The 23,291-nt window shown below is 63.8% G+C and carries 20 protein-coding genes and 1 riboswitch; of the genes, 7 read left to right on the forward strand and 13 right to left on the reverse strand.

Annotated elements, in window-relative coordinates:
* Positions 1-38 precede the first annotated feature (38 nt).
* The 4 genes from metB to clpB form a co-directional block, all read right to left on the reverse strand.
* Positions 39-1,223, reverse strand: a complete 1,185-nt coding sequence (gene metB / locus BGN91_RS00850) for a cystathionine gamma-synthase (protein WP_292610072.1) — start codon at positions 1,221-1,223, stop codon at positions 39-41.
* Between the two features lie 215 nt (positions 1,224-1,438).
* Positions 1,439-3,169, reverse strand: a complete 1,731-nt coding sequence (locus BGN91_RS00855; RefSeq protein ID WP_292610073.1) for an NADPH-dependent assimilatory sulfite reductase hemoprotein subunit — start codon at positions 3,167-3,169, stop codon at positions 1,439-1,441.
* Positions 3,170-3,179: 10 nt separating this feature from the next.
* Positions 3,180-5,015 carry an assimilatory sulfite reductase (NADPH) flavoprotein subunit gene (locus BGN91_RS00860; RefSeq protein WP_292610074.1) on the reverse strand — a complete coding sequence of 612 codons (1,836 nt, stop codon included), beginning with the start codon at positions 5,013-5,015 and terminating at the stop codon, positions 3,180-3,182.
* Positions 5,016-5,513: 498 nt separating this feature from the next.
* Positions 5,514-8,150 carry an ATP-dependent chaperone ClpB gene (gene clpB, locus BGN91_RS00865; RefSeq protein ID WP_292610075.1) on the reverse strand — a complete coding sequence of 879 codons (2,637 nt, stop codon included), beginning with the start codon at positions 8,148-8,150 and terminating at the stop codon, positions 5,514-5,516.
* Between the two features lie 237 nt (positions 8,151-8,387).
* Here clpB and BGN91_RS00870 point away from each other — a divergent pair, with 237 nt between their 5' ends.
* Positions 8,388-9,173 (forward strand): MOSC domain-containing protein, encoded by a 786-nt coding sequence (locus tag BGN91_RS00870; RefSeq protein WP_292610092.1) that lies wholly within the window; start codon positions 8,388-8,390, stop codon positions 9,171-9,173.
* 137 nt (positions 9,174-9,310) lie between these two features.
* On the opposite strand, the gene BGN91_RS00875 is transcribed toward BGN91_RS00870, so the two are convergent.
* The 3 genes from BGN91_RS00875 to BGN91_RS00885 form a co-directional block, all read right to left on the reverse strand.
* Positions 9,311-9,904, reverse strand: coding sequence for a TIGR02594 family protein (locus BGN91_RS00875; RefSeq protein WP_292610093.1), 594 nt, complete (start codon positions 9,902-9,904; stop codon positions 9,311-9,313).
* 284 nt (positions 9,905-10,188) lie between these two features.
* The gene (gene metW / locus BGN91_RS00880; RefSeq protein ID WP_292610076.1) at positions 10,189-10,872 is read right to left on the reverse strand and encodes a methionine biosynthesis protein MetW; all 684 of its coding nucleotides are present in this window, start codon (positions 10,870-10,872) and stop codon (positions 10,189-10,191) included.
* Entirely contained in the window at positions 10,869-12,074 is a 1,206-nt protein-coding gene (locus BGN91_RS00885; protein WP_292610077.1) for a homoserine O-acetyltransferase, read from the reverse strand. The genes metW and BGN91_RS00885 overlap by 4 nt, the downstream gene beginning before the upstream one ends.
* A gap of 92 nt (positions 12,075-12,166) precedes the next feature.
* Positions 12,167-12,246, reverse strand: a riboswitch (SAM riboswitch).
* Positions 12,247-12,538: 292 nt separating this feature from the next.
* On the opposite strand from BGN91_RS00885, the gene BGN91_RS00890 reads away from it, so the two are divergent.
* From BGN91_RS00890 to BGN91_RS00900, 3 genes are read left to right on the forward strand one after another with little or no spacing between them, the layout of a single operon-like run.
* Positions 12,539-13,390, forward strand: coding sequence for a chorismate mutase (locus tag BGN91_RS00890; protein WP_292610078.1), 852 nt, complete (start codon positions 12,539-12,541; stop codon positions 13,388-13,390).
* A 24-nt stretch (positions 13,391-13,414) separates the two neighbouring features.
* A complete protein-coding gene (gene hisC / locus BGN91_RS00895) occupies positions 13,415-14,512 on the forward strand; it encodes a histidinol-phosphate transaminase (protein WP_292610079.1) in 1,098 nt (365 codons plus the stop codon).
* Positions 14,509-15,447 carry a prephenate/arogenate dehydrogenase family protein gene (locus BGN91_RS00900; protein ID WP_292610080.1) on the forward strand — a complete coding sequence of 313 codons (939 nt, stop codon included), beginning with the start codon at positions 14,509-14,511 and terminating at the stop codon, positions 15,445-15,447. The genes hisC and BGN91_RS00900 overlap by 4 nt, the downstream gene beginning before the upstream one ends.
* A gap of 133 nt (positions 15,448-15,580) precedes the next feature.
* On the opposite strand, the gene BGN91_RS00905 is transcribed toward BGN91_RS00900, so the two are convergent.
* Positions 15,581-16,777: a DUF2125 domain-containing protein gene (locus BGN91_RS00905; RefSeq protein WP_292610081.1), complete on the reverse strand. Its 1,197-nt coding sequence runs from the start codon at positions 16,775-16,777 to the stop codon at positions 15,581-15,583.
* Between the two features lie 169 nt (positions 16,778-16,946).
* Between BGN91_RS00905 and BGN91_RS00910 the strand changes: the two genes are divergently transcribed.
* Positions 16,947-17,543 carry a gamma-glutamylcyclotransferase gene (locus tag BGN91_RS00910; RefSeq protein ID WP_292610082.1) on the forward strand — a complete coding sequence of 199 codons (597 nt, stop codon included), beginning with the start codon at positions 16,947-16,949 and terminating at the stop codon, positions 17,541-17,543.
* Between the two features lie 35 nt (positions 17,544-17,578).
* On the opposite strand, the gene BGN91_RS00915 is transcribed toward BGN91_RS00910, so the two are convergent.
* From BGN91_RS00915 to ftsE, 4 genes are all read right to left on the reverse strand, one after another.
* A complete protein-coding gene (locus tag BGN91_RS00915; protein ID WP_292610083.1) occupies positions 17,579-18,352 on the reverse strand; it encodes a lysophospholipid acyltransferase family protein in 774 nt (257 codons plus the stop codon).
* Between the two features lie 141 nt (positions 18,353-18,493).
* Positions 18,494-19,213 carry a YdcF family protein gene (locus tag BGN91_RS00920; RefSeq protein WP_292610084.1) on the reverse strand — a complete coding sequence of 240 codons (720 nt, stop codon included), beginning with the start codon at positions 19,211-19,213 and terminating at the stop codon, positions 18,494-18,496.
* A gap of 95 nt (positions 19,214-19,308) precedes the next feature.
* Entirely contained in the window at positions 19,309-20,280 is a 972-nt protein-coding gene (locus tag BGN91_RS00925; protein ID WP_292610085.1) for an ABC transporter permease, read from the reverse strand.
* Entirely contained in the window at positions 20,273-20,932 is a 660-nt protein-coding gene (gene ftsE, locus BGN91_RS00930) for a cell division ATP-binding protein FtsE (RefSeq protein WP_292610086.1), read from the reverse strand. Before ftsE ends, BGN91_RS00925 begins: the two co-directional genes overlap by 8 nt.
* A gap of 317 nt (positions 20,933-21,249) precedes the next feature.
* Here ftsE and BGN91_RS00935 point away from each other — a divergent pair, with 317 nt between their 5' ends.
* Positions 21,250-22,095 carry an MJ0042-type zinc finger domain-containing protein gene (locus BGN91_RS00935; protein WP_292610087.1) on the forward strand — a complete coding sequence of 282 codons (846 nt, stop codon included), beginning with the start codon at positions 21,250-21,252 and terminating at the stop codon, positions 22,093-22,095.
* A 3-nt stretch (positions 22,096-22,098) separates the two neighbouring features.
* Entirely contained in the window at positions 22,099-22,485 is a 387-nt protein-coding gene (locus BGN91_RS00940) for a response regulator (RefSeq protein ID WP_292610088.1), read from the forward strand.
* Here BGN91_RS00940 and BGN91_RS00945 read toward each other — a convergent pair.
* A partial coding sequence (locus tag BGN91_RS00945; RefSeq protein ID WP_292610089.1) for a DUF4175 family protein occupies positions 22,479-23,291 on the reverse strand: 813 nt, incomplete at its 5' end. The two genes, BGN91_RS00940 and BGN91_RS00945, sit on opposite strands and share 7 nt — an antisense overlap.

Genomic DNA, 23,291 nt, shown 5'->3' on the forward strand with positions numbered 1-23,291 from the left:
AGCGGGTTTTGCTTTGCAGCCGTCTACGATGTGACGATTCAGATGTTTGCTTTTGAACGCGCCGATCCGTCGATTTCGGCAAGGGCCCGTTCCAGATCGGCGATCAAATCGGCGGTATCCTCGAGGCCGATCGAAAGCCGTATGAGACCGTTGGTAATGCCGGCGGCCTTGCGCGCCTCCTCCGACATGCTGGCATGGGTCATCGTCGCGGGGTGAGCCAGGAGGCTCTCGGTGCCGCCGAGCGACTCCGCGAGACTGAAAAGCCGGACGGCCTCGACGAAGCGGGCAACCGCCAAGCCGCTTCCCTTCAACTCGAAGCTGAGCATCGCACCAAAGCCGGATTGCTGGGCCTTGGCGACGGCATGGCCCGGATGCGTGGGCAGCCCCGGATAGTGGCATGCGGCAACGAGAGGATGTTCGGCAAGAAACTCGGCGACCGCCTGCGCGCTGCGCTGCTGCCACTCCATGCGCGGAAACAGCGTGCGGATACCGCGAAGCGCGAGGTAGGAATCGAACGGCGCCCCCGTCGTGCCAACGATATTGGCCCAGGCCGCCAGCGCCTCGGCATCAGCAGCATCGGCCGCGATCACGGCGCCGCCGACCATGTCCGAGTGGCCGTTGAGATATTTCGTGGTCGAGTGAATGACGAAATCGGCGCCGAGCGCGATCGGCCGCTGCAGCGCGGGCGACAGAAACGTATTGTCGACGGCGACCTTGGCGCCTGCCGCTCTGGCCTGCGCGACAATCGCCCGGATGTCGACGATGCGCATCAGAGGATTGCTCGGGGTCTCGATCAGGACCAGCTTGGGCTTGCTCTGAAACGCCGCAATCAGCGCCGCGGGGTCGTTCTGGTCGACAAACGCCACCTTGAAGTGGCCACGGTCGCGGCGGTTCACCAGCAGGCGGTGGGTGCCGCCGTAACAGTCATGCGGCACAATTACGATGTCATCGCGTGACAGTTGCGACAGCACCAGATCGATCGCGGCCATGCCCGAGGACACCACCACTGCGCCCGCGCCGCCTTCGAGCTTGGCGAGAGTATCGGCGAGCAGCGTCCGCGTCGGATTGCTGGTGCGGGTGTATTCGTGCGGCCCGCTGCGCCCGAAACCGGGCCATGTGAACGTACTCGACAGACAGATCGTCGGCGTCACCGCGCCGACATTATCCTCGGTCGCAATGCCGTTTGCGGCCGCGACCGTTTTCAGGTTCGTAGACTCGGACATAGTGTTGAAGGACTTTCGATGAAATGCGAGGGCTGGCCCGGTCCGTCCGGAATGTCACGGCCCGATCCAACCTCGGATATCTAAAGGACTTCAGCCGAAACACAAACGGTCCCGTAACAACTCCGCGCGACCTGCGTTGCGCGAAAAGCGCCCCGGGCGCGGAGCAGCATGTCGTGCGGTCTTCTCCCGCCTCGAGCAGAGCCTCACCGGACCGCTCAATCGTTGAAGAACCGCCCCTCCTTCACCTCTGCGACATAGCCGGCGCGGATCGCAAAGTCGCCGAAGTGTTCGCCGGGCTTGCGGTCGCGGGCGTAGTGGCCGAGCGTCTTCTCGAGCGCTTCGAGGATCGCGGGCTCGCCGACGTTTTCGAGATACATCTTGTTGAGCCGTTCGCCGTGAAAGCCGCCGCCGAGATAGAGGTTGTACTTGCCCGGAGCACGGCCGGTCAGGCCGATCTCGGCGATGTAGGGACGCGCGCAACCGTTCGGGCAGCCGGTCATGCGGATGGTGATCGGATCATCCTTGAGCCCGTGCGTATTAAGAATGGCCTCGATCTTGGTGACGAGATCGGGCAGATAGCGTTCGCTTTCGGCCATCGCCAGACCGCAGGTCGGAAGCGCGACGCAGGCCATCGAGTTGAGGCGCAGTCCGCTGCGGGTCTCGAACTGGTCGAGGCCGTACTGCTTCATCAGCGCCTCGATCGCCGGCCGGTCCTCGGAAGCGATGTCGGAAATGATCAGGTTCTGGTTCGGCGTGACGCGGAACATGCCCTTGTGGACCGCGGCAATGGCGCGCAAGCCGTCCATCATCGGAAAGTCCGGTGTGTTGATGACGCGGCCGTTCTGGATGAACAGGATGCAATGCTCGCGGCCATCCTCGCCCTTGACCCAGCCGAGCGGATCGCCGTTCGACGTGAAGGTATAGGGCTGCTCCGGACCAAGCGCGAATCCGAGACGACGCTCGACCTCCGCCTTGATCCAGTCGATTCCCTTTTCGTCGATGGTGTACTTGAAGCGGGCGTGCAGCCGGTCGAGCCGGTCGCCGTAGTCGCGCTGCACCGACATCACCGCGTCGATCGTCGGAAACAGCTTGTCGGCGTCGATGTAGCCGATGACGCTGGCGAGACGCGGATAGGTCTTGGGGGACTGATCGGTCCGGCCGAGGCCGCCGCCGATGGCGACGTTGAAGCCCTTCAGCTTGCCGCGACGCGCGATGGCGATGAAGCCGAGATCCTGGCCATAGACGTCGATGTCGTTGCTCGGCGGAATTGCGAAGCCGATCTTGAACTTCCGCGGCATGTAGGTGCGGCCGTAGAACGGCTCCTCGGGACCATCCGTCTCCTCACGCTCGGCGCCGTACCAGATCTCCTTGTAGGCGCCTGTCCTGTGGACCGCGTGATCGCTCGCGCGCTTGGCAAGCGCATAGACTTCGGCGTGCAGTTTCGACAGATCGGGATTGACGGTGCACATCACGCCGCGGGTATCGTCGCCGCAGGCGGCCTTGGTGTCGAGCAGGACGTCGCGCAGTCCCTGAAGCAGGCTGCGCAAGTCGTGCTTCATGACACGGTGAAACTGGAACGTCTGACGCGTGGTCAGCCGCAGCGTGTCGCCCGCGTAGCTGCGCGCCAGCTCGTCGAGCTTCAGCCACTGGCCGGGACTGCAGACGCCCCCAGGCAGACGCACGCGCGCCATGAATGAGAACGCCGCTTCCAATTTCTGACGCCGGCGCTCGTCACGGATGTCGCGGTCATCCTGCTGATAGATGCCGAAGAACTTCATCAGCTTGGCGTCGCTGGCCGTCACCGCCGACGTGATCTCATCGACCAGACTCTGCTTGATCGTGCCGCGCAGATAGTCGCTGTTGGCCTTCAGCGTTTCATCCGGCCCGAGCTTGTCGAGGGGTTGGGAAACATCGCGGCTGCGATCGGGCTCAGCCTTCACATCCATCAAACTGGCCTCAATACACGTCAAGCCGATAGCGGCGATCACGCTGCAGCGCCGAGAGATAGGCGACCGCCTCATCGCGATCGAGGCTACCGTGCTCGGCCACGATATCGGTGAGCGCCGCATGGACATCGGGCGCCATGTGGGCGCTGTCGCCGCAGACGTAAATATACGCGCCCTCCTCCAGCCACGCATAGACATCGCGGCCCTGGCGGCGCAGGCGATCCTGCACATAGGTCTTCGGCGCGGCGTCGCGGGAGAAGGCGAGATCGAGCCGGCTCAGCGCGCCGTTCTTGAGCAATTCCTGCCACTCGACCTGATAGAGGAAGTCGCTGCGGAAATTGCGCTCGCCGAAAAACAGCCAGGAGCGGCCGGAAGCACCCCGGACTTCGCGCTCCTGCATGAAGGCGCGGTAGGGCGCGACGCCCGTACCGGCGCCGATCATCAGGATCGGCACATCGTCGTCCGGCAAATGGAAGTGGTCGTTGGACTGGACATAGACCGGAATGGTGGCATCCGCCTCGGTGCACGCGGCGAGATAGCCGGAGGCGACGCCGGCGCGCGGCAGGTCGTGCATCATGTAGCGCACGGTAGAGACCGTGAGATGAACCTCGTCCGGTGCCGCGGCGAGGCTGGAGGCGATCGAATAGAGCCGCGGCTGCAACGGCCGAAGGCCGGCAACGAACTGCGCGGCATCGATGCCGGACGCCGGAAAGCGGCTGATAACATCGAGAATGTGGTGGTCGTGCTGGAACGCCGCACGCGCCTCCTTCTGATCCGGCGCGCGTAGCGACTGCAGTTCGGCGGCGCCGGTGATGTCGGCCCAATGGTCGAGAAAGCGCGGCGTCAAAGCCGTAATCTCGAAGGTCGCGCTCAGCGCCTCCCCAAGGCTTGTCGTCGCCTGCTTCACCGTCACCGGTGCATCGGCCGGCAGCGACAGCTTCTCCAGTACGGCCTCGACCAGCGCCGGATCGTTGCGCGGCACGATGCCGAGCGCATCGCCAGGCTGATAGGTCAGGCCGGAATCCGCCAGCGACAATTCGATATGGCGGGTCTCCTTGGTCGACCCGCGCCCGGTCAGCACGATGTTGTCGATGACCGCGGCCTGAAACGGGTGTTTCTTGTCGAATGTCGCGGGCGCCGGTTCGTGGCTTTGCATCACGGCCGTCGATGCCGGGATAGACCGCGCAGTCTGCGCGGCCGGCGTGAGGCCGGCGACCCTGGCCGCAATCCACGCCTCCGCAGCGTCTTCGTAATCGACGTCGCAGTCGACGCGATCGGCGAGGCGCTGCGCGCCCAGTTCCTCGAGCCGCCGGTCGATCCGCTTACCTGCCTCGCAATATTTTTCGTAGGTGGAATCGCCGAGCGCCAGCACCGCATACCGCAACTGCGGCAATTTGGGCGCCTTGCGGCTTTCCAGAAATTCGAAGAACCCTACCGCGGTCTGCGGTGCATCGCCCTCGCCATGGGTGCTGGCGATGACGAGCATGTCCTGCTCGTCCTTGAGGCCACGCGTCTTGTAGTCCGCCATGTCGGCGAGGCGGACCTCGATGCCCTTCGCCTTCGCCCTCTCAACGAGCGTCTTGGCCAGGGCCTTGCTGTTTCCCGTCTCGCTGGCGAACAACACCGTCAGAAGCCGCGTCGCGGGAGCCGTGAGACTGTTCTGCGATGGCGGTGCAAGCTCCGCGACATCCGATGCGGCGGCACCGATGCGTGCCCGGTTGCTGAGACCCGCAAAATAGCCGCTGATCCAGATCGCCTGTTCATGACTGAGCGACGTCGCAAGCTGGTTCACCTGCGTCCATTGATCCGTCGTGAGCGCTGATCCTGGAAATTCCAATTTTGTCATCGCAAGCCAACCTTCGGGAACGAACCGCCGCCCGCCGCGATTTGCGCTTCACAGGTCGGGTCGAGCCGCTGAACGAACAGAATCTGTCGCTTCATTTTCGACAATCCGGCCCCTTGAATAGGTCCGCTTTGGTAGAGAAAACAATGCGTTATTGAAAAAAAGAATATTACCCTTCAGCGAGCGCCGGCAGCGAAACGAATATTCCGCCTGCGCACCCATTTTTAGCATTGCGGGAGAGTGGTCGGGACGCAGGGAATCGGCGCTGGCATCTCAGCCGTTTTACCGGACGTTAATGCTGTAAAGCGCGAGCGCGCGACCCGCGAGATAAGGATTGGTCGCGCTTTCCGCACGCGGCATCCGCCCATAGCGTTTTCGAGCGAAGCGGAAACCGGTTCGCGTGAAGAAAACGCGTCACTCAAAATCACGGATCCCCGCTTCCGATTCCATCAGAAGCGGGGATCCAGCGATGCAGGAAGGATTGAGCCGCGTGCGGTGCGCTCAGTGAAGCTTGCGCTTCGGCACACGCGGTTCGAACTGCTCGATATCCGCCGTCGAGGGTGCCTCACCGTTGAACGTGAGCACACCGCCTTTCACCGAAATCGCGACGTGATCGCCGTCGTGAACCTTGCCCGCCAGGATCATTTCAGCGAGCGGGTCCTGCACCTCGCGCTGGATCACGCGCTTGAGCGGGCGCGCGCCATAGGCGGGATCCCAGCCCTTCTCGGCCAGCCGATCGCGCGCGGCAGCATCGAGATCGAGCACGATCTTGCGGTCTTCCAGCAGCTTTTGCAGCCGGGCGAACTGGATTTCGACGATCCTTCCCATCTCGCTCTTCTGCAGGCGATGGAACAGGATGATCTCATCGACGCGATTGAGGAATTCAGGACGGAAGTGCGCACGCACCATGCCCATCACCTGCTCGCGCACCGCGCCGGTGTCCTCGCCCTCGGGCTGGTTCACCAGAAACTCCGAACCGAGGTTCGAGGTCATGATGATCAATGTGTTGCGGAAGTCCACCGTGCGGCCCTGACCGTCGGTGAGCCGGCCGTCGTCGAGCACCTGCAACAGCACGTTGAACACGTCCGGATGCGCTTTCTCGATCTCGTCGAACAGCACCACCTGATAGGGCCGGCGCCGCACCGCCTCCGTCAGCGCCCCGCCCTCGTCGTAACCGACATAGCCCGGAGGCGCACCGATCAGCCGCGCCACCGAATGCTTCTCCATGTATTCGGACATGTCGATGCGGACCATCGCGGTCTCGTCGTCGAACAGATAGGCGGCAAGCGCCTTGGTCAATTCGGTCTTGCCGACGCCGGTGGGCCCTAGGAACATGAACGAGCCCATCGGCCGGTTGGGATCCTGCAGGCCCGCGCGGGCGCGGCGCACGGCGGTGGCAACCGCGCGCACGGCCTCGGACTGTCCGACGACACGCGCAGCGAGACTCTCTTCCATCCGCAGCAGCTTTTCCTTTTCCCCTTCGAGCATCTTGTCGACGGGAACGCCGGTCCAGCGCGACACCACCTGAGCGATATTGTCCGCCGTCACCGTTTCGTTCATCATCGTATTGCTTTCGCTGGCCTCGATGCTCTCCAGGCGCTTTTCGAGTTCGGGAATCCGGCCATAGGCCAGTTCGCCGGCCTTCTGATATTCGCCGCTGCGCTGCGCATTGGCGAGTTCGATCCGCGCCTGATCCAGCTCGCTCTTGAGCTTGGCGGCGTCCGACAGCTTGCTCTTCTCCGCATTCCAGCGCGAGGTCAGGTCCGCCGACTTTTTTTCCAGATCGACCAATTCCCGCTCGAGGTTCTCGAGGCGCGTCCTGGACCCGGCATCGCTTTCCTTCTTCAACGCTTCCTGCTCGATCTTCAGCCGCACGATCTCGCGGTCGAGGGAATCGAGTTCTTCCGGCTTGGAATCGACCTGCATCTTCAGCCGTGCCGCCGCCTCGTCCACCAGATCGATCGCCTTGTCCGGCAGGAAGCGGTCGGTGATATAACGATGGGACAGCGTGGCGGCCGCAACCAGCGCCGAGTCGGCGATGCGGACGCCGTGATGCTGTTCGTATTTGTCCTTGAGGCCGCGCAGGATCGACACGGTGTCCTCCACGGTCGGCTCGGACACGAAGATCGGCTGGAAGCGCCGCGCCAGCGCCGCGTCCTTTTCGACATGCTTGCGGTACTCGTCGAGCGTGGTCGCGCCGACGCAATGCAGTTCGCCGCGCGCCAGCGCAGGCTTCAAGAGGTTCGACGCGTCCATGGCGCCATCGGCCTTGCCCGCGCCGATCAGCGTGTGCATCTCATCGATGAACAGGATGATGCCGCCCTCGGCGGAGGTGACTTCCTGCAACACTGCCTTGAGCCGCTCCTCGAACTCGCCGCGGTATTTCGCACCCGCGATCAGCGAGCCGAGATCGAGCGCCAGCAGCTTCTTGTCCTTGAGGCTTTCCGGCACGTCGCCATTGACGATGCGCAGCGCCAGGCCTTCGGCGATCGCGGTCTTGCCGACGCCGGGCTCGCCGATCAGCACCGGATTGTTCTTGGTGCGGCGTGACAGCACCTGGATGGTGCGTCGGATCTCCTCGTCGCGGCCGATCACCGGATCGAGCTTGCCGTCGCGCGCCGCTTGCGTCAGGTCGCGGGCATATTTCTTCAGCGCATCATAGGCGTTCTCGGCCGTGGCGCTGTCGGCCGTGCGGCCCTTGCGCAGCGCGTTGATCGCGGCGTTGAGGTTCTGCGGCGTGACGCCGCCGTCCTTCAGCAGCTTGCCGGCGTCACTGTCCTTGTCGACCGACAGCGCCTGCAACAGCCGTTCCACCGTGACAAAGCTGTCGCCTGCCTTCTCGGCGGCCTGCTCGGCGGCGTCGAACGCCCGCGCAGTTGCCGGCGCCAGATAGATCTGGCCCGCGCCGGCGCCGGATACCTTCGGCATCTTGTCGAGCGCGGCTTCGGTCGCCTTCAGGATCGCGCGCGAATTACCGCCGGCGCGGTCGATCAGGCTTCCCGCCAGACCTTCGCTGTCGTCGAGCAGGACCTTCAGGATATGGAGCGGCGTGAATTGCTGGTGGCCTTCGCGCGCCGCAAGCGATTGCGCCGACTGGATGAAGCCGCGCACCCGCTCGGTATATTTTTCAATGTTCATGGGATCTCCCTCAGCCTGCCGCTCCCGCCCCGAAGGCACAGAAGCAACATCTTCATTGGGTTTCCGTTGGCCGCATTGACGTTCCTCAACCGGCAACGGTCGGCGTGCCGGATCGTTGATCCGGCTTGCGGCAAATGTAGGAATACGCTCCCAGGAAATGAAGGGGAGCTACAGAGTTTTCAAAACCCATTTTCAAAGCCCATTGGCACGCCCGGCCCGAATCCCTTAAGGAGCCCCATGTCCGCCGTCCCGGATGCGGCCGTCGCCGCCCTTTACCGTTACCCCGTCAAAGGCCTGTCCGCCGAAGCCTTGACCCATGCGACGCTGCGTTCCGGCCAGACCATCCCCGGCGATCGCAGCTACGCCATCGAGAACGGCCCGACCGGCTTCGACCCGGCCGCGCCTCGATATTTTCCCAAGTCCCGCTTTCTGATGCTGATGCGCGACGAGCGGCTGGCCGCGCTTCACAGCCGCTACGACGACGCCGGTCGCATTCTGACAATTCGGGTTAACGGCGAGGAGGCGGTGCGCGCCGACCTCGGCACCGAGGCAGGCCGCGACGCGGTCGAACGGTTCTTCGCCGCCAACTTCACCCAGGAGCTCAAGGGACCGCCGAAGCTCCTCGCCGGCAACGGGCACAGTTTTTCGGACGTCGCAAGGAAAGTGGTCTCGATCATCAACCTCGACAGCGTAGCCGCCATCGAGACAATGGTCGGGCAACCGGTTCACCCACTCCGCTTCCGTGCCAATCTTTACGTTCGTGGCTGGCCCGCCTGGAGCGAACTGGATCTGCTCGAGCGCACGCTCGCGATCGGCGACATCCGGCTCAAGGTGGTCAAACGCATCGTCCGATGCACGGCCACCAACGTCGATCCGGAGACCGCAGCGCGCGATCTCGATATTCCCAACACGCTGATGCGGACGCTCGGGCATCGCGACTGCGGGATCTATGCGGAAGTCGTCAGCGGCGGCACGGTCAGGATCGACGACAAGATCGAAACGCTGCGGGAATCGCTCTTGTAGGCGAGAGATCGGCTCAGTCTCAAATCCCTGCCGAAGAAGCGGACGCGTGTGCGGATGCGTGTCCTGCCCGTCGTGTTTTACCGCGGCCCCTTCCCCCGCGCATCGGGGGAAGGGACGATAGCGGAACCTCACATGCCTCAGTTGGGCACGACGTAGGCGTAGATGCGGCCGCGCGGATAGACCGCCTCCGCGACGCGATGACCGTGGTTGCCCGAAACGATAATGGGATTGCCACGACGGTCGATACCACTGACGACCCCGACATGACCGCCGCCGCCGCGTCGACCCATGACGGCGATTGCGCCAACCCGCGGGCCGGAGACCCGTCGCCCGTAATGCGCGAACGAACTCGCCATGTCGGAGCCCGTTCCCTGATGCCCGGAGCGTTTCAGAACCATGTTCATGAAGCGGGCGCACCAGAGCCTGCTGCGGCCGGTCGGATTGCCGCCGATATAGCGACGGGCTTCGGCGACGATATTCGAAACGAAACCGCCCGAGAAACCGCTCTCGTCAGCATCCCGGTTCGAGGTGTGGCGGTATCTGTGATGGTAATGGCGATGCCGGTGATGCCGGCGGGCGTGATGATGATGATGCTTGTGATGATGAACGTGCGCGTGATGGCCCGTACGATGATGAGGTCTTGCCGAGGCCGGCGCCGCGAATGCGACAACACTGAAACATACTTGCTCCCCTGTAACACCTCCCACTTCCCCCCACGCTTCACGGTAAATCCGCAATTATGTTGTGACGGGAAAACGCGGCGCTTTGAAACCACGGGAGTTAGGGATTTGGAAGTCATACCTGGGTTGCGTATAACGCATACCAGCAATGCACTTCGATGCGGCCATGCTTAAAATTGGCTTAACTGTATGTTTTGTAATTATAATTTCTATCTGTGGAGAGCCGGATCCGAAGATTGACGAATCTCGTCACGCCTCTCCATTGACGCCGAATCGGAGCTTCGCGGTCCGTCGGTTTGGCTAAAAAGGGCACGCCCGCCCCCTTTACCTGAGGGCTATTTGGTCTTCTCCACCCGGCTGAGCAGAAACACGCCCTGCTCCCCGAACATGTTCCAGAACCACCACGGCGCGTTGAAACGCAGCGGCCGCCCATAAAGATCGAGCGCGACCGAACGCTCCATCTTGACGTTGATCTCGTCGCAGAGCTGCACGAAATCCTTGATCGTGCAGAAATGGATATTCGGGGTGTCGTACCAGGTCGCCGGCAGATTCTCCGTGCGCGGCATGTGGCCACCGACCAACAGTTGGAGCCGCATTTTCCAGTGGCCGAAATTCGGAAACGACACGATGGCCCGGCTGCCGATCCGCAGCAGATTTTCCAGCACCGCCTTCGGTTGCCGCGTCGCTTGCAAAGTCTGCGACAGGATCACGTAGTCGAAGGCATCGTCGGGATAGTTGACGAGATCGGTGTCGGCGTCGCCCTGCACCACCGCGAGCCCCTTGGCGACGCAGTGATTGACGCCCTCGCGCGACAGTTCGATGCCGCGGCCGTCGACGCCGCGCGTCTCGAGCAGTTGCAGGAGGTCGCCGTCGCCGCAGCCGACGTCCAGGACCTTTGAATTGGGTTCGATCATCTCGGCCAGCAGGAGATGGTCGCCGCGATAACGGCCTTTCTGGCGGTAGCGTTTTCGGGACGGCGCGCTGTCATCCAGCGGCAGTGTGGGTTGCGGCACGCTCATCTCAACTCACCAGCCGCCGTCAGCCCACGACTATGGCCTGCCGATTCCAGAAACGCGTGGGCGATGTCGAAAAACTCCGGAACGTCGAGCAGGAAGGCGTCGTGGCCGCGATCGGTCTCGATCTCCGCAAAGGAGACGCGCGCGCCGCCGGCATTGAGCGCATGAACGGTCGCACGCGATTCTGACGTCGGAAACAGCCAGTCGCTGGTGAACGACACCACGCAGAACCGGGTCCGGGTACCGCGAAATGCGGCCGCCAGCACGCCGTCATGGTCGGCCGCGATGTCGAAATAGTCCATCGCCCTCGTCAGATAGAGATAGCTGTTGGCATCGAAGCGCTCGACGAAGGAGGAACCCTGGTGGCGAAGGTAGCTCTCCACCTGAAAGTCAGCGTCGAAGGAAAACGTCGGCAGCTCGCGGTCCTGCATCCGGCGCCCGAACTTGCGATGCAGCGCCGCATCCGACAGATAGGTGATATGCGCGGCCATCCGCGCCACGCCGAGGCCGCGGTGCGGATGGGTGCCCTGCTCGACATAGCGGCCGTCGCGCCAGTCAGGGTCGGCCATCACCGCCTGCCGACCCAGTTCGTGAAACGCGATGTTCTGCGCGGAGTGGCGCGTGCTGCACGCGATCGGCAGCGCGGAAAACACGCGCCGCGGATAGGCCGCGCACCATTGCAGCACCTGCATGCCACCCATGGAGCCGCCGACCACGGAAAACAGCGTATCGATGCCGAGGCGATCGATCAGCATGGCCTGCGCACGCACCATATCGGGGATGGTGATGACCGGGAAATCCAGACCCCACACAGTTCCGGTGGCCGGATTGGTCGAGGCCGGGCCGGTCGAGCCCATGCAGCCGCCGATCACGTTGCTGCAGATAATGAAGTACTTGTCGGTATCGAGCGGCTTGCCGGGTCCTACCAGCGTCACCCACCAACCCGGTTTGCCTGTGACCGGATGAACGTTGGCGACATGCTGATCGCCGGTCAGCGCATGGCAGACCAGGATGGCGTTGGACTTTCCGGCATTGAGCTCCCCGTAGGTCTGATACGCGATCTGGAACGGCGCGAGATCGATGCCGCAGTCGAGCTGCAGCGGCTGGTCGCTGCCGAACGTCGCAACCTGCGAGGTGGGATGGTCCGCCTCCAAGGCTCGATCCTCGGCGTGAGCCGGGCCCGGTATCGATTGCACGTTGACCATCCTGCCTCTGACCTCCGCCGGGGGCTTCGAGAAACCGCCGGACCGCAGGCCATAAAAAACCCGGCCTGAACATGGGTTCGGCCGGGATCAGGATTTCGCTGTCCCCGGCCTGTTTAGCGAGTTGTTTAACGTGGCTGCAAGCCGGCCGGCTCAAATGACCACGGAACCCATGAAAACTAATCCCGCATGCAGTTTTCGTCAAGACAAGCTGCGCTTCCCGACGAAAGTGCTTGCGTCGAGGGCAATGTTTTCTTTGCTTTCATGCGTCTACTTTCCTATCAATGCGACGCTGGTGGGAACTCATTTACCATTCGCGACCCGTTATTTGCCGAAGAACCGAATTCGCCGAAGGACCGACGCAAATGTCCTTTAGCGCCGAGATTCGCAAAAAAGACGCGCCCTGAAACGGGATGGGAATGGCAGAACCAGCAGCCGCCCGTTCGCGCGGCCGACAAGTGGCATCCATGACCAAAGCACCCCCCGCGCCACCTTCCTTGCAGGAGCTGCGCAAAGAGATCGACGCCATCGACGAGCAGGTTCACGGCCTGCTGATGCGGCGGGGCGACATCATCGACCGCCTGATCTCGGTGAAGCAGACCCAGGAAACAGGCTCCGCGTTCCGTCCGGCGCGCGAAGCCGACATGATGCGCCGCCTGGCGCAGCGTCATCGCGGCATCCTGCCGCTCGACACCGTCGAGAGCATCTGGCGCGTGATCATCTCGACCTTCACCTATGTGCAGGCGCCGTTTTCGCTGCATGCCGACCTGTCGCTCGGCGAATCCGCGATGCGGGATTCCGCGCGTTTCCACTTCGGCTTCACGGTGCCCTTCGTGCCGCATTTCAGCGCGCAGGCCGCCGTGGAGGCGGTCGCCAACTCGAAGGGCGACCTTGCTCTGGTCTCCGCGACCTCGAGCCGTGCACCGTGGTGGCTCGCGCTCGAAGCCGACGGCGCGCCGAAGATCATCGCCCGCCTGCCTTTCATCGAACGCGCCGACCACCCGGCAGCATTACCGGTGTTCGTGGTCTCGCGCGTCGCCGACGATGCACGGGTGACCGAAGTGGAGACATGGAGCGTGCGCGTCTCCGGCTGGAACGCCGATACCGCCCACGCGCTGTCTCCGCTCGCCGAGATCGTGGCCGTGCCCGATGCCGCCTTCGACGGCGCTGCGCTGCTGGTGTCGGTGACGAAGGATATCGGCTTCGAGGCGATCAAGACGGCGCTGTTCGAGGCCGGCGCGTCGGTCCGCTCGACGGCCCTCGTCGGCAGCCACGCAACGCGCTATACGATGCCTTCCAGCGCGGCGGCTCGCCCGTAACGTCGGACAGTTCCGGAGTTCATAATGTCCCGACCATTGCCGAATCCTGGCATTCTCGATATTGCGCCCTACGTGCCCGGCAAGAGCCCGGTGCCGGAAGCAGGCCGCAAGATGTTCAAGCTGTCGGCCAACGAAACGCCGTTCGGCCCGTCTCCGAAGGCGATGGACGCTTACCGCGATGCCGTGACCCATCTCCAGGACTATCCGGAAGGCACCTCGCGCGTGCTGCGCGAGGCCATCGCTCGCGCCTACGGACTCGACCCGGCTCGCATCATCTGCGGCGCGGGATCCGACGAAATCCTGAACCTGCTGGCGCATACCTATCTCAGCCCCGGCGACGAGGCGATTTCGACCACGCACGGTTTTCTGGTCTATCCGATCGCGACGCTGGCGAATGGCGCGACCAACGTCGTTGCGCCGGAGACCAACTACACCGCCGACGTCGACGCGATCCTCAAACGCGTGACGCCGAAGACCAAGATGGTCTGGCTCGCCAATCCCAACAATCCGACCGGCACCTACCTGCCGTTCGACGAGATCAGGCGGTTGCGCGCAGGATTGCCGTCGCACGTGCTGCTGGTGCTCGACGCGGCCTATTCCGATTATGTGTCGCGCAACGACTACGAACTCGGCATCGAACTGGTGGCGACGACCGAGAACACCGTGCTGACGCACACCTTCTCCAAAATCCACGGCCTGGCTGCGCTGCGAATCGGCTGGATGTTCGGCCCTGCGCATATCGTGGAGGCCGTGAACCGGATTCGCGGACCCTTCAACGTTTCGACTCCTGCGATGCTTGCGGCCGCGGCCGCGATCGAGGACACCGCGCACGTCCAGATGTCGAAAGCGCATACGGAGAAGTGGCGCAACTGGCTGACGGATGAAATAACCAAGCTCGGCCTCAAGGTGACGCCCAGCGTGACGAACTTCATCCTGATCCACTTCCCGAACACCAAGGGCAAGACGGCGTTCGAGGCCGATGCATTTCTGACCAGACGCGGTCTGGTGCTGCGCGCGCTCGACAATTACGGCCTGCCGCACGCGCTCCGCCTCACGATCGGCACCGAGGAAGCCAACCGCCTGGTGGCGGACGGCCTGCGCGACTTCATGGCGCAGGCATGACCGCAGCGCCCCTGTTCCAGCGGATCGCGCTGATCGGATTCGGACTGATCGGCGGTTCGATCGCGCGCGCCGCGCGTGCGCAAAGCCTTGCCGGCGAAATCATCGTCACGGCACGCTCTGCGAAGACGCGTGCGCGGGTGACCGAGCTTGGCGTCGCCGACCGCGTCGTGGAAACCAACGCCGAGGCCGCTGATGACGCCGATCTTGTGATCCTCAGCATCCCGGTCGGGGCGTGCGGAGCGGTGGCGCAGGAAATCGCGCCGCATCTCAAGCCGGGCGCGATCGTCTCCGACGTCGGATCGGTGAAAGGAGCCGTGGTCCGCGACATGGCTCCGCATCTGCCCGCAAGCGTTCATTTCGTGCCCGCGCATCCGGTCGCCGGCACCGAGCATTCGGGTCCGGATTCCGGTTTTGCCGAACTGTTCATCAACCGCTGGTGCATTTTAACGCCGCCCGAGGGGACGGATACGGCCGCGGTCGAAAAACTGCGCGCGTTCTGGACCGCGATCGGCGCCAGGGTGGAGACCATGACGCCCGAGCATCACGACCTGGTGCTGGCGATCACCAGCCATCTGCCGCACCTGATCGCCTACACCATCGTCGGCACCGCAGACGAACTCGGCGAGGTCACGTCCTCGGAAGTGATGAAATTCTCCGCCGGCGGCTTTCGCGACTTCACCCGCATCGCGGCTTCCGATCCCACCATGTGGCGCGACGTTTTCCTGTCCAACAAGGACGCGGTGCTGGAAATGCTCGGCACCTTCAACGAGGATCTTTCCAAGCTGACGCGCGCCATGCGACGCGGCGACGGAGAGGCGCTGTTCGAGCATTTTACCCGCACCCGCGCGATCCGCCGCGGCATCGTCGAAATCGGTCAGGATTCCGCGGCTCCGGATTTCGGGCGGCTGCAAACCAACGCACCGAAGAAATCTTAATTAGTTTGGCTCCGGACTTGATCCGATAGCAGGCCGACTACCCCTCGCCCCTTCCCCTCTCACGCGGAGAAGAGGGAGAGCAGACGGACTCCGCGGCTCCCGCTTCAATCTGAAATAGACCTGCGCAGAACCTTCAGAACAGCGGCGGCGTCTGGGCGATTTTCAACGGTCCGATGAAAACCGCGCCGTCGACGAAACGCAACGGGAAGGAACGCGCCTTCTTGCCTTCGAGCGTTGCCTCCTTACCGATCGCAGCAAGGCCCGCAGTGACACCGGCATTGGCGTTCTCGCGCACAGCCTTGCCCAACCCCGGAATCGCCCGATCCAGCGCCCCGAACAGATTGTTGATGTCCTGGGTCTTCACGCCCGGCGCGACCTTGTCGAGCGTCGACTGCGGAACCCCCTCTTCCAGCATTTGCTGGATTCCGAGCGCCGGAATGAGCGCCTCGAATCCCGTTGCCGTCATGTGCAACTCGCCGTCAAGATGTCCGTCGGCTGTGAGGCCGAGCGAGCCGGCGCCAATCGCAATCAAATCGCCCTGCTGGATCCGCGATTGCATGATCTCGATGCGGCCGCCCGCGGCCTGCAATTCGCGAAGCCGCACCGGCCATGGTTTTGGCGTGAAATCCTTCAACCCGTGCACCATCGCGCGAACGTCCGCATCGAACGGCTTGGTCAACACCGGGTGAATGTCGGGAAGTGTTGCCCCCGTCAATTCGAGGACGGTCTCGATCGTCGGGTGATCCGGTTTGGAGTTCTCCGCGGTGCGGCCGTGAAGCTCGACGTGGCTCGCACGTGCGAGCGGCGTGCGCGCCGAGCCCGCGACGCGATCGACCGCCGGATCGTCGAATACGAGGTCGGCGCTCTGCGGCGTTCCGGGCAACCCGACGATACTGCTGCGCGCGGTCTTCCAATTGACGACCATCACCGGCTGCCCCTGCTGGTATAGCGTCGCCGGAGCCTTGAACTCCGCGATCAGCAATCTCGGAGTGTAGATCTGCGAGATCACAAAGATGTCCCCGAGGCGTGCGGTCACGGGCGGCATTTGGGCCGAGGCCTGATCGGCGGTCTGCGACCTCAGCTCGACGGTCGCATCCAAGCAGTGAACCTCCAGGCGGAACGGAAACCCCGCGACGGTCCGCTTGGCGCAATCATAGATGCGCCCCGACGCGGCTTCACGCGCGCGCCAGGCGTCGACGGTCCGGTCGACCTGCGAGGCGGAATAGAACCAGAACGCGCTCCACGCCGCGGCGGCGATGACCACCAGCGCGGGCATGACGAAAATGGGCCAAAGACGATGCTTGGAAGGGGGCGTGGTGGCGGCGGCCATGCGGGAAGGTACACTCGTGAATTTGTCAAATCGGCGATTGCCTTGGAGAATAATCGCGCCGTTGCGGCAAAACCAGCCCTTTCAATTCCGCTTCGCCTGACAGCGCGGGTCTGCAATATTTCGAGGGCAGATGCGGGCAAGGAATCGCAACGCTCCAGGCGTACGCACGATGAATACGCAACGACAATTCGAGCCGGATTCCGGCCATTCCGATACCGATTTCTGGGTGTTCGGCTACGGTTCGCTGATGTGGCGGCCGGGATTCGACTTTGCCGAGCAGGTGCCGGCGCGGCTGATCGGCGAGCACCGGGCGCTCTGCGTCTACTCGTTCGACCATCGCGGGACGCCGGAGAAACCGGGGCTGGTTCTCGGCCTCGACCGCGGAGGCGCCTGCCGGGGCATCGCGTTCCGGGTTGCGGCCGACCACCGCGAAGCGACCGTCGCATATCTGCGCGGGCGCGAGCAGACCACTCGCGTCTATCGCGAGGTGATGCGCTCCGTCTGGCTCGAGGACGACGCCCGCCGGAGGATCAGCGCGCTGGCTTATGTCGTCGATCGCGGTCATGTCCAGTATGCGGGGCGGCTGACACTGGCTGAACAAGTTCGTTACGTCCGGCAGGGCCACGGCCGCTCCGGACATAATCGCGACTACGTGCTGTCCACCGTGAGATCGATCGAGGCACAGGGTTTTCGCGACCCGAAACTTCACCGGGTGGCGGAATTGCTGCGCGACGATACGCCGCCTTCGCGGCTGGAGGCTGATTGAATGACGTTATCCGAACGCTTGTTCGGGATCGTGCTCTAGGTCTCCGCCGGCGGCGCGTCCGGTACCCGTCCGAACAACCGCGCCTGCTCGCGCCGGCCGGCTTCGACCAGAGCAGTCGTCGCGCCTTCGATCGATGCCGTCAGCCGCGACATGAATTCGTCGCGCCGCAGTCCCGGCGGCAGCGGATCGAGAAACTCGACCGTAATCGTTCCGGGATAGCGCAGGAATGTGCGGCGCGGCCAGCACAGGCCGGAATTGAGCGCCACCGGCACGCACGGCGCCTTGGCTTCGGCATAGATCATAGCGACGCCGCTCTTGTACGACGGCGGCGCCCCGATCGGACGCCGCGTCCCTTCCGGAAAAATGACGAGCTGACGCCCGAGACGCATCTGCTCCTGCGTCATCCGGGCCAGCATTTTGAGCGAGCGTATGCCGGCCTTGCGGTCGATGCCGATCATGCCGGTCTTCGTCAGGTACCAGCCGAAGAACGGAATCCACTTCAACTCGCGCTTGAGAATGAAAATCGGCTGATCGATGAGACTGAACAACGCGAACGTCTCCCACATCGACTGATGCTTCGAGGCGATGATCAGCGGCCCTTTCGGAATCCTTCCTGTGCCGAGAATCTTCACGCGCGTGCCGCAGGTGGCGCGCATCAGCCAGATGTTCCAGCGTCCCCAGGCCTTGACCATGCTGACAAGGGCCGCGCGCGGCATCACAAAGGTAGGCAGCGCGGCGATGATCCAGATCGCCATCGTCAGGTAGAACAGGACGTTGAAGGCCAGCGAGCGCAGAAAGATCAAAATCATCAACAATCCAATTCCGTGGCGCCGGAGGCGGATCCGGCCGGCGGCAAGATAATCTCAATCGATAACCAGCGCGTATTCCGATCGCAAAACCGGCACCCGACCCCGGATCGAGTCCGGGGCAGGCTCTTTCGAGGTCCTGCTCTAGCCCGAGGACGGTCGCTTCGGCTCCGCCGATCCGGGCGGCTGGTCGCCGGTCTCGGGGAAAGGTTCGAGGCCGATGGAAGCCAGGCGAACCCGCACCTCCGCGGCGAGGTATTTGACATACTCCGATAGCAAGAGCCGGAGGGTGGCGCCACTCGTCCACCATGGCTCTTCGCGCCACTTGTCGCCGATCACCGCGAAGGGAATCAGGGTGGTGTCCGGCATCGCGTGCGACAATTCGACTATGGCGCGGGGCATATGATAGTTGGAGGTCACCACGATCAGGGAGCGGAAACCTTGTTCATCGACCCAGCGCCGCGTCTCGCTGGCATTGCTCCGGGTATTGACCGCCGAACGATCGAGGTCGACGCAGCATGTCAGCAGGCGCTGGCTGTCCGGCAACGAGCGCGAAATATCGCTGACCCCGTTGGTGGGATGGACGCCCGAGATCAGCAGCCGCTTGCCGTAGCCGCCAGCCAGAAGCTCGATCGCGTCGGAAATCCGCGACGAGCCGCCGGTGAGCACGACGATGCCATCGGCATTGCTGGCGGGCTTGGTCTCGACACCGCGCAATTGCGACAAAAATCCGACGAAGCCTACTCCCGCTCCGACGAAGGCAAGCCCTACAGCCGCGCCCAAGGCCGCGAGCATCCTGGCGCGGCGCCGCGCAGGCGTCCCGCGTGACGCTTCCGGCTTGTCATGACGCGCTTGTTCACTCATCCGTTCGATATTCCTGGTCGCCTCGACTTTAGTGCGTTTTGGGGCGAAGTGGAATCCGGGTCGTTCCGGGAAAGCTGTGAGGCCTGAACGGCCGCTCAGTCAATTTCGTCCAGCGTCGCGAACAACGTGCGGCGGGCGGCCAAAGCGGTGATCGCCGCGATCAGCACAGTCTGGACCACCAGCACGAGATAGCCCGAGGGACGCAGCGAGAAGGTGCCGAGCAGCGCGGCGAACTGATCCCCGACCGGCGTTCCGGAAAACCAGGTGGCGATCGATTCGGAGAACCCGAACACCATCATGGCGGCGACACAGCCGATTGTACCGCCCTCGAACCCGAGCCGCAGGAAATGCCGCAGGAAGCGATTGGCGATGTAGCGGTCACTCGCGCCGACGAAATGCAGCACCTCGACGATCGGCCGATTGGCCGCCATTGCGCCACGGGTCGCGAAGGATACCGAAATAATAGTGGCAATGATGACCAAAACGAGCACACCGACGCCTGCGAACACCGTCGCATTGGTCATCGACCGCATCCGATTGATCCAGGCGCGATGGTCGTCCACGCTGGCCGACGGCGCCAGTTGCGTCACGCGGCTGCGGAGCCCTTCCAGGTCGAGCCTGGTCCCCGGCGCCGCCCGCGCCACGATCATGCGGGGCACCGGCAGATCGTCAAGCGACAGGCCACTGCCGAGCCACGGCTCCAGCAGCTTGCCCGACTCCTCCCTGGTATACGGCCTGACGTCGAGGATGCCCGGCTCGGCGCGCACCGCGCTGGCGACAGCGGTCACGTCGCGTTCGATGTCGCGTCCGGCAACCGGGCGTACCTGGATGGTGATTTCGCTCGCAACCTCCGATTGCCATTCCGTCGCCGAGGCGCTGACCAGCAGCACCGCCCCGGTCGTGATCGAGGCCAGAAACGTCATGATGGCGACGACGGCGACCAGGGCGCGGCCGGCGATCGAGGCGCGCGGCACGATTGGCGACATGTTGCGCGCGCGGGCCGGCACCTGCGGGCGTTCGCGCCCGAGATCCACCAGAACACCGTGGTCGTTGCCTGCATTATTCATAGACGTGCAGCCGTCCCTGATGCAGCACCAGACGCCGAGCGTCGTACTGATCCATCAGCGTGATATCGTGCGTGGCGATGATGACCGCCGTGCCGGATTTGTTCAACTCGATGAATAGCCGCAGCAGCCGCCGTCCGAGCGTCGGATCGACGTTACCGGTCGGCTCGTCCGCCAGCAGAAGCTGCGGGCGCGCGATCACGGCGCGCGCGATCGCCGCGCGCTGCTTCTCGCCCCCGGACAACACCGGCGGCAACGCGTCCATGCGCTCGCCAAGACCCACCCATTTCAGAAGATCGATGACTTCCCGCCGATAGGTCGATTCATCGCGCCCCGTCACACGGAACGGCAACGCAACGTTCTCGTAAGTCGTCATGTGATCGAGCAGGCGGAAGTCCTGCAGCACGATCCCGATACGCTTGCGCAGATCGGCGACTTCATCCTTGCCCAGCAGGGAGACGTCCTGACCGAACAGGTTAACCAGCCCCCGCGTCGGCCGCAGCGACAGAAACAACAGCCGCAGCAGGGACGTTTTTCCCGCCCCCGACGGGCCGGTGAGAAACTGGAAGGAATGGGCCGGAACCTGAAAGCTGAGGTCGCGCAAAATCTCCGGGCCGAGCCCGTAGCGCAAGCCGACATTTTCGAATCGGATCAAGCCTGGTGTCCCGAATCCAAAGTTCGCAACGTTCTCAGCACGCCCTTTCGCGAACTTTGGATTTGAAAGGACACCGATGTGGATGTTCAGAAGTTCCCTTGACGGACTCCTTGCGAGAATGAGGAGAATTGCCGATCCACCCCACGAACTCCGTTCGAGGGAGGCGGCCGGCCAAGTTAAGCCGCCCGGACCGTACGCGTCCCCGCGGTCTCCGACACGCGGACGGCGATCGGATTCGTTGTGCGTCGGTTATGGTTTCCGATTCGTTAACGGTCGGCGCATAGACTCCGGACAGCGTCATTTGCGGCGATTCGTCCATGCACATTATCTGTCCTCATTGTACGACATCCTACGCGGTCGACTCCGCAACTTTCGGCGATGCGGGCCGCACCGTGCGCTGCTCGCGCTGCAAGGAAACGTGGCGGGCAACGCCTGAAAAGATCGCGACCGCCGAGGCTCGCGTCCCTTCGATGGCGGGAGCGGACGAGGCCGCTGGATGGAACGAACCGGCGGAGACCATCCCCTCCGTCGACAGCCCATCGATCGCCAGCGACCTGCCGGAAAGCCCGGAACTCAGCGGCGCGCAGCAGGAACTCGCCGGCGCCTGGACCTCGCCGGCACAACAGGACAACACGCCCCGGGATAACGAGCGGCCGCTTTCGACCGCTCCTTCGCGGCTCCGCGCCCTGCTCAAGCCCGGATTCACGTTGCGCCGGGCTGCGGTGAATCTGAACACTATCTGCGTCGCAATGGCCGCCATGGTGCTGGCGCTGGTGATCTGGCGCGCCGAGATCGTGCGGCTGCTGCCGCAAACCGCAACGTTCTACCGCCTGGCCGGGCTGGAAGTGAACTTGCGTGGATTGGCGTTCAAGGACGTCAAGATGTCGACCGAAACCGTCAACGGCAAACCCGTACTGGTCATCGAAGGGATGATCGTGGCGCAAACCCGCAAGCCGGTCGAATTGCCGCGTCTGCGCTTCAGCGTCCGCGACGCGCACGGCACGGAGATATATGCGTGGAACGCGGTGCTCGAACAGGCCGCGCTCAAGCCGGGAGAGAACGCCTGGTTCCGCTCGCGGCTGGCGTCGCCGCCGGCGGAAGGCCGCAGCATCGACGTGCGTTTCTTCAACCGGCAGGATCTTGCCACGGGAAGCGGAGCATAAACCGTGGCGCGCGTTCTCATCGCCGACGACGAGGACTCGATGCGGTCGCTCGTTGCCCGCGCCGTCGCCATGGACAGCCACGAGACGGTGACCGCGGCCGACGGCGCCGAGGCGCTGGATATTCTGACCGGCGACGCCCGCACCTTCGATCTTCTGCTCACCGACATCAAGATGCCGATCATGGACGGCATCGCACTGGCGCTGGCCGCCGCGCGTGATTTCCCCGATCTGGTCATCCTGTTGATGACCGGCTTCGCCGATCAGCGCGAGCGCGCGTCAGGTCTCGACGCGATCGTCCACGACGTCATCACCAAGCCGTTTTCGGTGGCCGATATCCGCACCGCCGTCGCCGATGCGCTGGCCGAGCGACGCTCCCGGAATGATCAGTAATCCTTGAGCAGTCGCTCGATATAGTCGAGCTCGATCTTCGGCCGTGACGGATCGGCGAAGCGGCGGCGCAGTTCTTCGAGAATGCGGCGGACCCGCTGCACGTCGATCTCGCCGGGAATCCTGACGCTCGAATCCTGGCCGAATTCCCGGCCACGCAACGGCCGTCCCAGCGGATCGGTTTGGTTGCCGCCGCTCTGCCGGTTGCCCGCCCGACTGCCCGGACCATCCTCGCCCTGCCCCTCGCCCTCGCCCTGCTGCATGGCTTCGGCAAGGCTCCGGGCGCCCTTGCGCAGCGCTTCAAGCGCGCGGCCTTGCGCATCGACGGCACCCTCGGCATTGCCTTCGCCAAGCCGTCCGCGGGCGTCACCCATGGCGGAGTCGGCCTGACCCAGGCCATTCTCGCCATGACCCTGGTCGGCCGGCGATCCTTGCTCGCCGTCCTGACCCGACCTGTCACGCTGAGCCGGTCCCATTCCGCGTCTGGCAAGCTCCTGCTGCAACGTCCTCAGTCGGTCTTGCAGCGCCTGCTGGTCCTGCTGCAAGCCATCCATCGCGTGGTGGCCGTCCTGGCTGTTGTCGTGCATGCTGTCGCGCCGGGAGTCCTGACCCTGTTTATAGGTCCTGTCGCGCAACTGCTGCTGCTTGCGGATCATGTCGCCGAGTTCATTCAGCGACTGCTGCAGGTCCCCGTCCTCGCCCTGGCCAGGCTGCGCCATCTGGAGATTTTCGAGCATCTGCTGCAACTGCTCGAGCAACTGCCTGGCGGCGTCCTTGTCGCCGGAGCGCGACAGCCGCTCCATGCGCTC

This window comes from Nitrobacter sp. 62-13, assembly GCF_001896955.1.
Lineage (GTDB): Bacteria > Pseudomonadota > Alphaproteobacteria > Rhizobiales > Xanthobacteraceae > Nitrobacter.